General features: G+C 37.5%; 10 protein-coding genes and 2 riboswitches. Of the genes, 2 read left to right on the top strand and 8 right to left on the bottom strand.

What is annotated here, in order from left to right:
* Positions 1-373: 373 nt before the first annotated feature.
* The 3 genes from ACKVQX_RS13910 to ACKVQX_RS13920 all read right to left on the bottom strand — a co-directional run bounded on the left by ACKVQX_RS13910 (position 374) and on the right by ACKVQX_RS13920 (position 3,417).
* Positions 374-1,681, bottom strand: a complete 1,308-nt coding sequence (locus ACKVQX_RS13910; protein WP_068450726.1) for an NCS2 family permease — start codon at positions 1,679-1,681, stop codon at positions 374-376.
* A gap of 88 nt (positions 1,682-1,769) precedes the next feature.
* Positions 1,770-1,871, bottom strand: a riboswitch (purine riboswitch).
* Between the two features lie 141 nt (positions 1,872-2,012).
* The gene (locus tag ACKVQX_RS13915; RefSeq protein ID WP_087680576.1) at positions 2,013-2,639 is read right to left on the bottom strand and encodes a pentapeptide repeat-containing protein; all 627 of its coding nucleotides are present in this window, start codon (positions 2,637-2,639) and stop codon (positions 2,013-2,015) included.
* Positions 2,640-2,727: 88 nt separating this feature from the next.
* Positions 2,728-3,417: a LysM peptidoglycan-binding domain-containing protein gene (locus ACKVQX_RS13920; RefSeq protein ID WP_325922891.1), complete on the bottom strand. Its 690-nt coding sequence runs from the start codon at positions 3,415-3,417 to the stop codon at positions 2,728-2,730.
* Between the two features lie 390 nt (positions 3,418-3,807).
* On the opposite strand from ACKVQX_RS13920, the gene ACKVQX_RS13925 reads away from it, so the two are divergent.
* On the top strand, positions 3,808-5,205 hold the full coding sequence (locus ACKVQX_RS13925; RefSeq protein ID WP_409136430.1) for an aminotransferase class I/II-fold pyridoxal phosphate-dependent enzyme: 1,398 nt from the start codon (positions 3,808-3,810) through the stop codon (positions 5,203-5,205).
* A gap of 163 nt (positions 5,206-5,368) precedes the next feature.
* On the opposite strand, the gene ACKVQX_RS13930 is transcribed toward ACKVQX_RS13925, so the two are convergent.
* The 3 genes from ACKVQX_RS13930 to ACKVQX_RS13940 form a co-directional block, all read right to left on the bottom strand.
* Positions 5,369-6,706, bottom strand: a complete 1,338-nt coding sequence (locus ACKVQX_RS13930) for a radical SAM/SPASM domain-containing protein (protein ID WP_068450716.1) — start codon at positions 6,704-6,706, stop codon at positions 5,369-5,371.
* Between the two features lie 273 nt (positions 6,707-6,979).
* Positions 6,980-7,117 carry a hypothetical protein gene (locus tag ACKVQX_RS13935; RefSeq protein WP_165442702.1) on the bottom strand — a complete coding sequence of 46 codons (138 nt, stop codon included), beginning with the start codon at positions 7,115-7,117 and terminating at the stop codon, positions 6,980-6,982.
* A 119-nt stretch (positions 7,118-7,236) separates the two neighbouring features.
* Positions 7,237-8,184: an arsenic resistance protein gene (locus ACKVQX_RS13940; protein ID WP_409136431.1), complete on the bottom strand. Its 948-nt coding sequence runs from the start codon at positions 8,182-8,184 to the stop codon at positions 7,237-7,239.
* 174 nt (positions 8,185-8,358) lie between these two features.
* Here ACKVQX_RS13940 and ACKVQX_RS13945 point away from each other — a divergent pair, with 174 nt between their 5' ends.
* A complete protein-coding gene (locus ACKVQX_RS13945; protein WP_409136432.1) occupies positions 8,359-9,102 on the top strand; it encodes a DUF3800 domain-containing protein in 744 nt (247 codons plus the stop codon).
* Between the two features lie 216 nt (positions 9,103-9,318).
* Here ACKVQX_RS13945 and ACKVQX_RS13950 read toward each other — a convergent pair whose 3' ends face one another.
* Positions 9,319-9,921 carry a DUF4166 domain-containing protein gene (locus tag ACKVQX_RS13950; protein WP_121178165.1) on the bottom strand — a complete coding sequence of 201 codons (603 nt, stop codon included), beginning with the start codon at positions 9,919-9,921 and terminating at the stop codon, positions 9,319-9,321.
* A gap of 392 nt (positions 9,922-10,313) precedes the next feature.
* Positions 10,314-11,846: a glutamine-hydrolyzing GMP synthase gene (guaA, locus tag ACKVQX_RS13955; protein ID WP_121178177.1), complete on the bottom strand. Its 1,533-nt coding sequence runs from the start codon at positions 11,844-11,846 to the stop codon at positions 10,314-10,316.
* A 180-nt stretch (positions 11,847-12,026) separates the two neighbouring features.
* Positions 12,027-12,128: riboswitch (purine riboswitch) on the bottom strand.
* Positions 12,129-12,155: the final 27 nt, after the last annotated feature.

The following is a 12,155-nucleotide window of genomic DNA, read 5'->3' on the forward strand; positions in this document are numbered from 1 at the left end:
CCACTTAACGTGATAAGACTTGTTTGTGATTATCTTCTTGCTTGTTTAGTTTTCAAGGTTCATGTTATTTCGTCGTTTTCTTGTGACGACTTAAAATATCTTACCACATTTCCATTTAAGTTGTCAACAACTTTTTTTAAAATGTTTTTTAGTTATTTAAAGCGTCTTTGTTAGCGACTCTTAATATTATAAACGGTTGTTATTTATAAGTCAACAACTTTTTTTAAAAGTGAATTTCTTAAACATTACTGTTTGAAAAGCACTTGTATTACTATACCTCTATAACGAATAACTGTCAACAATTTATTTCAAATAAAAAAAGCTATTTAATTGATTCTTTTCTAAGAACCAACCAAATAGCTTTGTTGTTTAATTATCGTACCCAGATGAAGTAACTTAGGAAGACAAAGAATAAGATGTACATAATCCAGTGAACTTCTTTACGACGACCTGCTAATAACATTGTTAATGGATAGAAGATGAAACCAACCGCAATACCTGAGGCAATGCTATAACCTAAAGGCATCATTAGCATTGTTAAGAATGCTGGTACAGCAATTTCGAATTGATCCCACTCAATATTTTTCAATGAACTTACCATTAGAATACCTACAATAACTAGTGCTGGTGCTGTTACTGCCGATGTGATTACATCGAGTACTGGGAAAAAGAATAGTGATACTGCGAATAACGCTGCTGTTACTACTGCTGCAAAACCAGAACGCGCTCCTGCTGCCACACCTGCTGTTGACTCTACATAAGCAGTTGTTGTTGATGTACCTAATACTGAACCTACCGTTGTACCTAATGCATCTGCCATTAATGCACGACCTGCACGTGGTAACTTATTATTTTTCACAAGACCTGCTTTATCTGCTACAGCCATCAATGTACCAGCTGTATCAAAGAAGTCTACAAATAAGAATGTTAAAACAACTACTAAGAATTGAATATTTAATAGTGACGAGAAGTCATGTAAAATCGGGTCAAGTGCAACACCGAATGTTGGTGCGATACTTGGAATTGATGATACAACTGATTTTGGAACTTCGATTACGCCAGCAATCATACCAATAATTGTTGAAGCGATGATTGTAATAAAAATAGCTCCTGGAACTTTTTTAACCATTAAGATGACTGCAATGACAATTCCAACAACTGCAAGAAGTGTGTCACCTTTTGTAAAATCACCTAATGTAACAATCGTGTCTTTGTCTGCAACGACGATTCCCGCACCTTTTAAACCAACGAATGTAATGAATAAACCAATACCAGCTGATACCGCATATTTTAATTGAACTGGAATGGCATTAATAATTGTTTCACGAATGCCTGTTAATGAAAGAAGAATAAAAATAATACCTGAGAAGAATACACCTGTTAAACCTGTTTGCCATGGAATACCATATGCTCCTACTACAGCGAAAGCAAAGAATGCATTTAATCCCATACCTGGTGCTAATGCGATTGGATACTTCGCTAAAATACCCATAATAAGCGAACCGACAATCGCTGCTAATGCTGTTGCGACGAATACAGCTCCTTTATCAATTCCAGCTGCGGCTAAAATATTTGGGTTAACCGCCAATATGTATGCCATCGCTAAGAATGTTGTAACTCCACCAATGATTTCTCGGCGATAATTCGTGCCAAGTTCTTCAAATTGGAAATACTTTTTCATGATTAAATCCTCCGAATGTCGTCAAAAATAAAAAGTGCACAACTTTTAACAGTCGTACACTTACGATTCTATGTATCCATAGTATGAATAGAATAATCTATTCAATCGTAGTCAAGTCATTTACGGTAACTTGGTAGAAACTTCTGAGCCTTATTCTCAGTTTTATACGACGACGTTATTTAATTTACATTCATAATATAGCACTGTATTTTTCAATTTGCAATACTTTTTACGAACATTTTCAATAACTAATTAATAATAGTTCGTGAATAAAGTGTTTTCTGTCACTGTAAATCTCTTTATCTATAAAACGAATATCAAATTTTGTTATCTACTCAATTCGAATACCTAATAAAGAGGCTAATATTAATGCCTGTTCCATATTGACACGACAACCTTTCAAACGTTCTAAATCAACAGTCAAATGTGTGAATTGTGAAGATCGTAAATCAAGTGTAGTTAAATCTGTTTGCTGCATCTGTAAACCTGACAAGCGACATTGTTCAAATTGTAAAAATTGATGTGTCACTGCATAGAAATCAGATTGTTCCAAATCACATTGATTAAATAATACATGCTTTAACTTTGTTTCATTAAATAACGAAAAATTCATTTTGCACGATTCAAATGTTACGTCCCCCAAACTTGACCCTTGAAAAATCGTTCCAACTAATTTGCAACGTTCAAATACAACTCGGTGAATCGAAGACTTTGAAAAATCTACATTGGATAAGTCACAATTTTCAAATCGAACATCTAAAGCATTTAATCTTTTAATGGAACTATTATTCAAACGACAATCTCGTATGATGACTTGTACAAAGCGAAGATCGCAAGCTTCATCTTCTTCGAAGTTAATACTCTCTATTAAACACTGCTCTGCTTCCCACTCTTCTTGCGCTAAGATACGATCCCATGTTGTCTCTGTTAAATGTTGTGGTAATTTTGGTTCATTCATCTTATCATCCTCTCCTTTCTTATCACTTTACACTAAAAAAGAGGAACCGCAATTGCAGTCCCTCTTTAATTCACTGTTTTAAAAAATCTTAGTACCAGCCGTTTGCTAACCAGAATTGTTTTGCTTTTTCCCATGAACCATAACGTTGTTTCACATAGTTATCCGCTACACGTTCTTGGTTTGCTGGTGAGTAGTCACCGTTTAGGTAAGATTTATCTAATTGGTATTTACCAATATATTTACCTGTTGCGCTTCGTGCATCATATGAGTTGCTTGATTCCTTTTGTGCAATCCAAGCTTTCGCTGAAGATGATGAACCTTGATAAGATGATGCATTACTTGCTTTTTGTGTTGTTTGTGCTTTTTGTGTTGATTGATATGATTTTGTTTGTGTTTGCGCTTGTTGTTTTTGTTGTACTGGCGCTTTGTAAGTTGTTTGTTGCTTTTGTTGAGATGGTGCTTTATATGTTGATGATTGTTGTACTTGTTGTACTTGTTGTTTTTGAACAGGTTGAGCTGTTTTTCTTACTGTTGTTGTACCATCAGGGATTACTAATGTTGTTCCTACATGGATTAAATTTGGATTTGAAATTCCATTTGCTGAAGCGATACTTGATACGAATGAATAGTCTTTACCAAATTTTTGAGAGATACCTGATAATGTATCACCTGATTGTACTTTATATGAAGTGTGCGCACTAGCATCTGCTCCTGCTGCAAAGCCTGCAACACCAACTGCTACTGTTGTACCTAATACTAACGTTTTTAATGATTTCATAATATTCATTTCCACCTTTTGTTTAATTTTTATATTTGTTCTCTCTATTATGTTCTTGCTGATTTTTAATATTTTTTCGCTCCTTTTCTGAAGCTGATAATAGATTAACATGATTTTTTATTACAAAAGTTACAGAAATATCACAGCTAAATGACCACCATGTATTAAAAGTTATATAAAGAACTGAATTAATTATTAAAATAATATATCATTATTATGATATAAGACCTAAAAACATTAGAATGTTGATATGACTTTGTTTTTACAATAAATTATAGGCTATTTTATTTTTCAATTTATCTAAGCAACATAATAAGAAAAAAGATAAAAATAGATGCAGATTTTTTTGTTATAGTGGATTTAATGAATAAAAAGGAGATTTTTTAGCTTATGAATCAACAACAGACACCACTTTACACCGCACTTATTCAACACAATGCGAAGCAGCCGATTAGTTTTCATGTGCCTGGACATAAAAATGGTATGCTCTTCCCTTCTTTTGCAAAATCTATCTATGAGACACTGCTAAAAATTGATGCAACCGAAATTACAGGACTTGATGATTTACATGATGCAGAGGGATGTATTGAAGAAGCACAGTCATTACTGCGTGACTTGTACAAAACAGAAGCAAGCTATTTTTTAGTAAATGGTTCAACGGTGGGAAACTTAGCGATGATTTTAGCGACATGTCAGCAAGGCGATACCGTTCTTGTTCAGCGTAATTGCCATCAATCGATTTTGAATGGATTAGAACTTGCAGGAGCAGAACCTATCTTTTTAACTCCAGCTTTTCATGAAGATGGACAACTCCCTACCTTATTAACAAAGAAAGTTGTTGAACGCGCGACTCAACTTTATCCAGAAGCGAAAGCCATCATTCTGACGTATCCAAATTATTATGGATTTTCGGATGCGATTGAAGATGTAATTCACACTGCAAAAGAAGCAGGGCTTTTCATTTTAGTCGATGAGGCGCATGGGGCTCATTTTCAATTAGAAGGTTTTCCAAAAAGTTCACTATCATTCGGCGCAGATATCGTTGTTCATTCAGCGCACAAAACGTTACCTGCGATGACGATGGGTTCATATCTTCACATCGGAACAGAACGTATTAACAAACAATCAGTTGAACGCTACCTTCGTATGCTCCAATCAAGTAGCCCTTCTTATCCGATTATGGCTTCACTTGATTTAGCTCGTTATTATTTAGCCAACTTACAAGATGTACAGGCAATTTTAGAAAATATCCAAGAATTCCGTCAGTCTCTACAAAAGATTGAAGGTATTCGTGTTTTAGAAGCATCTTCACTCGATCCATTAAAAGTAACGATTCAATCAACAACAGGATTAAGCGGTTATGCACTACAAGCTCTTTTTGAACAACAAGGTATTTTCTCTGAACTAGCTGATCCTTTTAATGTATTATTCGTACTTCCACTGGCAGTAACGGATTATACTGATACGTTGAAACGAATTAAAAGCTGTTCATTTGAAAAAGGTGAGCCACTTCAAAAAGAAAAAAACATATATATAGAAGAAACTCAAAAATTAGCACGATCTTTTCATGAATTAAAGGGTGAAACATACTATGTAACATTTGAACATGCTGCCGGAAAAATAAGTGCTGAACTCGTTACTCCATATCCCCCTGGTATTCCACTCATTATGAAAGGTGAGCGTATTACAAAACAGCACATTGAAACTATTCAGCGTTACCAACAGCTAGGAAGTCGCTTTCATGGCGGTAGTAAATTAGCATCTCAACAACTACTTGTATATCAATAAAAAAGAGGAGCCGCATGTGATTGCGTCTCCTCTTTTTTCATCATTAGTTTAAGTTACCAGGTACAGTTTTCATGATACGACCTGATTTTACGTTTTTCACAGGTTTTGTTGCTGGACGTAATACGCGCATTCGTCTCACCTCCTCTCAAATCCATTCGAACAATTATTGCTCTACTGTTTGTAAGCTGTTCTTCCAAACAAGATTCAATACTTTTTTAATGTTCTTTTTCTCTGAAGGACATGGACGTTCGCCTGATACGACACGATACCATGGGCAGTGATTCCCTTGACACGCTGGACGGAAGAAGCAAGATTGACATACTGTATCTGTTTCTTCACCTGATAGTAACCAAGAAGCAATTTTATCGTAGTCTAAATCCATCGTACCGTCTGCTTGAATTTTACCTACTTTATTTACTTCTTCATCTAAAACCGTTGTACATTTATACAATTGACCGTCTGAACCGATAACCATCGCGTTCGGTTTTGCTGCATAACATACTGCTGCTGTCGGATTCAATGCACCTTCAACCATGTTACTCATCGCAAGACCTTTATCCATCGCTGTTTCTGTGAACTCCCAGATTTTCTTATTCGCTGTAATATGCGTACAAGTTGGAATTTCTTCATCGTTCGGACCACCCCAACGACCAACAGGACGGAAGAATACGCCAAAACGTGAATCATTCGCAAAGTGCTCTTTTAAGAAATCAATTAGGTGTTCTGTTTCACGTAAGTTATCTTCATCAAAGTTAATACGGATTGTCATATTGAAGTCGCCTTCTACATCACGTAATGATTGTAAGTTCTCAACGATTTTTTCAAACGTTCCTTGTCCACCAATCATATGACGGCGCGCATCATGCACTGCTTGAACACCATCAATTGTCACCATGTATTGTGATACATTCCATGATAGTAACTTTTCAAATGTTTCACGATTTAAAAAGTAACCGTTCGTTACCACGTCTGCTGAATAATCAATATTATGTTGCTCTGCTTGTGCCATGAATTCTTTCGATAACTCTTCGATAATTCCTAACTCTAATAGCGGCTCTCCACCGAACCAACTAATGTGTAAGTTATCTAGTGTACCCGCGCGCTCTTTTACTAAAGCTTTCACACCTGCTTTTGTTTCGTCTGTCATCTTACCTTTTGCAAATGACTCATAGCAATAACGGCAACGGAAGTTACATTGCTCTGTTGTCATTAAGATTAAGTGCAGCATATCTGTACGGTGCATCGTTTGGTGTAATAAATCAGCACGTTTTAACTCATCTACTGTATCTTTTACGATAAAACCATTGTCGAATAAAGCTTGCTTTACTTCTGTATCAAGCGCTGGTGATCCTTGACGCTTTAGTGCTGTTAATACTTCTTCACGTTCTTTTTCGTCAAAATTAACGATGGCGCCTGTGTAACTGTTGTAGACAATTACGCCGCCGTCTTCTGTTTTTGTTAATGCATTAAATTTCGATGGAATGTATTTTACTTGTTCCATGTCTGTTCCCCCTCAAAAATCAATCTTTGTACATCCGATAGATGTCATCTTCTCAAACCTTTTTGAAACAGAAAAAAAGGATTGTCCCTTCTATAAACGCGCAGTATTCGCCTTACTGCGTGTTTATACGAAAGACAGTCCTTTAAGTAGAAATAATCGTCATGCTTTTGAATATGGACTTCTGCCCACAAGCAGACAGACCTGTCCTACCTATTTTGTTCACGACAAAATAGAAGGTAGCAACAGTTGTCTGCTCGATTCTCCCTCATGCGATTATTTCGATTCTGTTGTTGGTGGCTTAGAAGTAACGTCTTCTTGTACACGTAATGCGCATTCGACTTCGCCAGAAATACGTGTCATAACAAATGCAATGGTTGTACCGATTGTTTTCGTGTTCGCATTATTTCGCATACAGCTTCCCTCACAACTTTTTTTATCAATCATTCGTCCGTTTAGCTAGCCCATACATGTATGCGCTAGTGATTGAGTTTATTTTACAAGGGATTTCCGCTTTATGTCAATGTTCTATTTTATGTCCATTTGGGAACAAGTCGAATATAAATTAATTCAAAGACCAATTCACAAACCGTTTGCGTCAGAATAATCGTCATTGCTAAACTTTGCATCGCAGGTGGCAAAGCAAATGTTAATGGTAAGACAGCTAATGAATTACGTGTAAAACCACTAAAAATTAATGCTCGCTCTGCTGGCTTTTTCAAACGATATAACCGTGCAATCATGACAGATAAGACTGGCATAATCACTATGAATGCAATATAAATCGGAATCACTGCGAAAATTTCTTCCTTCATATTTGCCATGCGTTGTACTTGGGGCGCGACAATCACAAAAATTGTCAAAGCCATCGTCGGCACAGGTAACCATGCAGAGGCTTGTTGAATCTTACGAATGGGTGAATCGAATCGCAAACAATATTGGATTGTTACTGCCACAAATAGTGGTAATACGAAAATCCATAAGAATGATGTGAGGAAGGGTTTCCACTGCATGAGCGCAAGAGCTTCACTTCCAACAAAGAACCATAGTTCAAATGGCAAAATGATGAGCTGAAGAATAAGTAAAAAAGGCGTCGCAAATAACATCTGTTTGGCATCACCCTGACCAAGTGCCGTAAATACGATGACATAGTCTACGCATGGCGCAAGTAATACGAGATAAACAGCTAGTCGTAAAGCAGGTTCAGTCGGTAAGAACGTAACGAGCCCGTACACCACAAGCGGTACAACGATAAAATTCACCGCAAAAAGTGCAAAGAAAAAACGTAAATTCACGCGGAAATCATACTTTGTAAAGAATGGAATTTGTGAAAACATACTGTACAGTAAGATAGCTAAAACAAATGGAATCCACTGCTCTAATAAGCTACTACTCGTTTGAAAAAAGTAACCATAGATGAATGCAAATCCTAATACAATAAAATAAAAAGTAGCTTGTCTCTCTTCTAATCTTTCACGCATCGAATTCTCTCCTTTCTTCATGTTATAGTGAACACATACTTATTCATTGTGACGGAGGGATGCAAAGTGCGCAACCTCCAAATTCAGTACATTCTTTAGCACAGACCATTATTTTCTTTTTCCAAACAGATGATTTACAATAAAGAAAAGTAGCTCGGTTTCGGGGGTGGGACGATGTTTTATTTAGATGAGTCAGGCACAATTTCAAAGAATAAGCCACACGCTAGTAATATGCGTGATGTGTATTTCATCATTTGCTTCGTGCATACTCATGACCCTGAACAATTGAAAAAAGTATATCGTCGCACGATGAAAAAATTACGTCGTACATTTGCTGACTATTTTGCAACGCATGTTCGCAATCCACGCGAACCAAAAGGCTCTGAACTCACACCGATTATGAAGCATTATTTTATTTCGGAACTCATTCAAAAAACGGATATTACTGTATCCTATGTTGTGATTGATAATCGTCATGTAAAAGATGTCTTCCGAGAAAATGATGCACGTACATTCAATTTTTTCGTGAAATATTTACTTCAATTAAAAGAGTTAGACGCACGCGATCAAGAACACTTACATCTAAATATTGATAACCGAAATGTGTCACTCATGAATATGCATCAATTAGAGGAATATCTTGCGACGGAACTTGTTTTAACAGAGAAAGTAAGACATGTGCAAGTCGAGTATTTAGACTCACGTGATAGCTACGGAGTTCGTACAGCCGATTTGTTTGCGAACTTACTCTATCAACGATTACGCTATCGTCGTAATCCGTTTCCAGACTACCACTTACAAGATCGCATACGAAAAAAATCACCGATTCATCCCGCTTCACTCGAATGGGTATTCCAACAATTTAAAGCGAGCGGACGACTTCAGAATTATTTTTACATCCCTACGCAAAAAAATTGACGCTTACTTTTCGCGGTGCTACTATAGATTTAGGCGTACAAGTAAATCCTGAATCTACGCAATTGTGTCGAAAGACGACTGTAAGCTGTCTCTGTTTGGCAGCCGTACTCAGGTCAGTATGCCTTGAATTGAATACACGCGACATTTTGTCGTCACATAGAAGAACCCCTGATTTTAAAAAAATCAGGGGTTTTGTTTTATATAAAAAGCTAATCTCTATTCTGTTATTTCTTCGAATTCACCCGCATACATCATGATCGTACCGAGTAGATCGTTAAACACTGTCGCATGAACGGTATATACACCACGTTCATCATCATAACCATCTTCAACAATCGCTTGTCCTTTGAAAAAAGAAGGAAGTGGCACGAGTCCAAATAAGTGTTGGGCATTCGTGCGTGTAATGAGTTTGCCCTCTTTTGAAACATTCAATAATAAATTCGAACGCATCATTGCGGGTTTTCCGAGTAAATCGTAAGCTGTATTCGTATTCAAATCAATACGTGTTGTCGAGTTGAACGCACGTGTTTTCTTTGGAAAATAAAAATTACGCGACCAATTCATATCGACAATACCATTCCCCTGATCCACCGTTTCGTACATCATATCAAATGGCACATTCGAGCCCTGCTCTGGAAATAAAAAATCCATCAACGGCGCTGCATAGTAAAAAGGCATAAGTAACGGACTCCCATGCTTCACCGTCGACATCACCCCTTTTGCGCGGAATGTTTCACCAGGAGCTGTATGATAGCGGTGTTGTAACATCGGATGCAATCGTTCAAAATCCTCACCAAGTAATTGCTTATAGACAGACATAGATTAGCCTCCTTTCTATAATGATTCCCGATTTAGTTGAAAACATACTATGAAAGCATGCGCTCAAATAAATCTCTGGAATGAGATGAATCGCTAAAATATGATGCTTTACAATATGAAGCTTTACACTGTTATTATAATATGAATGGAAGGGGAAATATAGTTTGGGCGGTTGGGAGGGGGGACTTCTTATTTTATAGCATAAAAAGCCTACACCTCTTGCGAGGTATAGGCTTTATTAAAGTTCTTGTGCTCCTGCGGTGCTTACGCATCCTCGTCGCAGATTAGCCGTGCGCTTATGCGCACTGAACGACTTCGTCGTTCCAACAAAAAAAGGCAATGCACTTGCAAGCGAGCTTGCGGTGCATTGTCCTTTGTTTTGTTGCGGCTAATTACTCCCACTCAATAGTTGCTGGTGGCTTAGATGTAATGTCATACACGCAGCGGTTGATGTGGTCTACTTCGTTTATGATACGTACTGAGATTTTTTCTAATACGTCCCAAGGGATACGTGCCCAGTCAGATGTCATACCGTCGATTGATGTAACAGCGCGGATTCCGATTGTGTAATCGTATGTGCGTTGGTCGCCCATTACGCCAACAGAGCGAATGTCAGGTAATACAGTGAAGTATTGCCAGATGTCGCGGTCAAGGCCAGCTTTTGCGATTTCTTCACGTAGGATGAAGTCAGATTCGCGAACGATTTCTAATTTTTCTTCTGTTACTTCGCCAAGTACACGGATTCCAAGACCAGGGCCTGGGAATGGTTGACGCCATACTACTTTTTCATCAAGACCTAATTCAAGACCTAATTGACGTACTTCGTCTTTGAATAGTGTGTTTAATGGCTCGATTAATTCGAATTGCATGTCTTCTGGAAGACCACCAACGTTATGGTGTGATTTAATTGTTTGAGCTGTAGCTGTACCAGATTCAATAATGTCTGTGTATAGTGTTCCTTGTGCTAGGAAGTCCATACCTTCTAATTTTGAAGCTTCTTCGTCAAATACGTAAACGAATTCGTTACCGATGATTTTACGTTTTTTCTCTGGGTCAGAAACGCCTTTTAATTTGTTCATGAAGCGTTCGCGTGCATCAATTTTGATCACGTTCATGTCGAAGTCTTCAGTGAAAGTTTTCATTACTTGTTCAACTTCACCTTTACGGTTTAAGTTGTGGTCTACGAACATACAAGTTAATTGGTCGCCGATTGCTTTGTGGATTAATACCGCTACAACTGATGAGTCAACGCCACCTGAAAGTGCGCAAAGTACTTTTTTGTCGCCAACTTGTTCACGAATTTTCTCGATTTCTACTTCGATGAAGTTCGCCATTGACCAGTCGCCTTTTGATTGGCAAATGTCTAATGCGAAGTGACGTAGTAAGTCGTTTCCATAAACAGAGTGACGTACTTCTGGGTGGAACTGTACTGCATAGAATTTGCGGCTTTCGTCTGCCATTGCAGAGATTGGGCAAGATTCGCTTGTTGCGATTGTAGTGAAGCCTTCTGGTGTTTCTGTTACAAGGTCACCGTGGCTCATCCATACAACTTGTTCTGTTGGAAGGTCTGCAAATAATGCATTCTCTTGTAAAATTTTAATTTCAGCTTTACCGTATTCACTGTTACCTGCTTTTTCAACTTTACCGCCTAGTGTATGTGCCATTAATTGCATACCATAGCAAATACCTAAGATTGGTAAACCTAATTCGAAAATAGCTGGGTCAATGCTGAATGCACCTTCACCATAAACTGAGTTTGGGCCGCCTGAGAAAATAATCCCTGTAGCGTGCATGCCTTTGATGTCTTCAGCTGTAATTGTGTGTGGGTGTAATTCACTGTATACACCGAATTCACGAATACGACGTGTAATTAATTGATTATATTGGCTACCGAAATCAAGAACAACAATCTTCTCTTGATTCATTAAATTTGTACTTGCTGACAAAAGTTCCACCTCTTCATTAATAGTTAAATTGATTACGTACTCATACGGTAGGACGGATGTAGTTCATCTCAATTGATTCGAAAAGAACGCGTATGAAAATATCACTATTTTCCACGCGTCCTCACTTCACATAAAAGATGATTTACTAAGCCTCTATATATACCGTTCATCCACCTTCATAGTCAAGTTATTTACGGCAACTCGGTAGAGACATTCGAACCATATTATCGAACATATATGAGGGTAATTCAATTATTATACTTTGCACTTAGTTTAACTGTAGTAAGG

This window comes from Kurthia sp. ISK08 (assembly GCF_046159805.1).
Taxonomy (GTDB): Bacteria; Bacillota; Bacilli; order Bacillales_A; family Planococcaceae; genus Kurthia; species Kurthia gibsonii.

Bases quoted from the DNA above. Each gene is read 5' to 3' on its own strand.
- ACKVQX_RS13910 (WP_068450726.1), bottom strand. From the start codon at position 1,681: ATGAAAAAGTATTTCCAATTTGAAGAACTTGGCACGAATTATCGCCGA.
- ACKVQX_RS13940 (WP_409136431.1), bottom strand. From the start codon at position 8,184: ATGCGTGAAAGATTAGAAGAGAGACAAGCTACTTTTTATTTTATTGTA.
- ACKVQX_RS13950 (WP_121178165.1), bottom strand. From the start codon at position 9,921: ATGTCTGTCTATAAGCAATTACTTGGTGAGGATTTTGAACGATTGCAT.
- ACKVQX_RS13945 (WP_409136432.1), top strand. From the start codon at position 8,359: ATGTTTTATTTAGATGAGTCAGGCACAATTTCAAAGAATAAGCCACAC.
- ACKVQX_RS13915 (WP_087680576.1), bottom strand. From the start codon at position 2,639: ATGAATGAACCAAAATTACCACAACATTTAACAGAGACAACATGGGAT.
- ACKVQX_RS13930 (WP_068450716.1), bottom strand. From the start codon at position 6,706: ATGGAACAAGTAAAATACATTCCATCGAAATTTAATGCATTAACAAAA.
- ACKVQX_RS13935 (WP_165442702.1), bottom strand. From the start codon at position 7,117: ATGCGAAATAATGCGAACACGAAAACAATCGGTACAACCATTGCATTT.
- ACKVQX_RS13925 (WP_409136430.1), top strand. From the start codon at position 3,808: ATGAATCAACAACAGACACCACTTTACACCGCACTTATTCAACACAAT.
- ACKVQX_RS13920 (WP_325922891.1), bottom strand. From the start codon at position 3,417: ATGAAATCATTAAAAACGTTAGTATTAGGTACAACAGTAGCAGTTGGT.
- guaA (WP_121178177.1), bottom strand. From the start codon at position 11,846: ATGAATCAAGAGAAGATTGTTGTTCTTGATTTCGGTAGCCAATATAAT.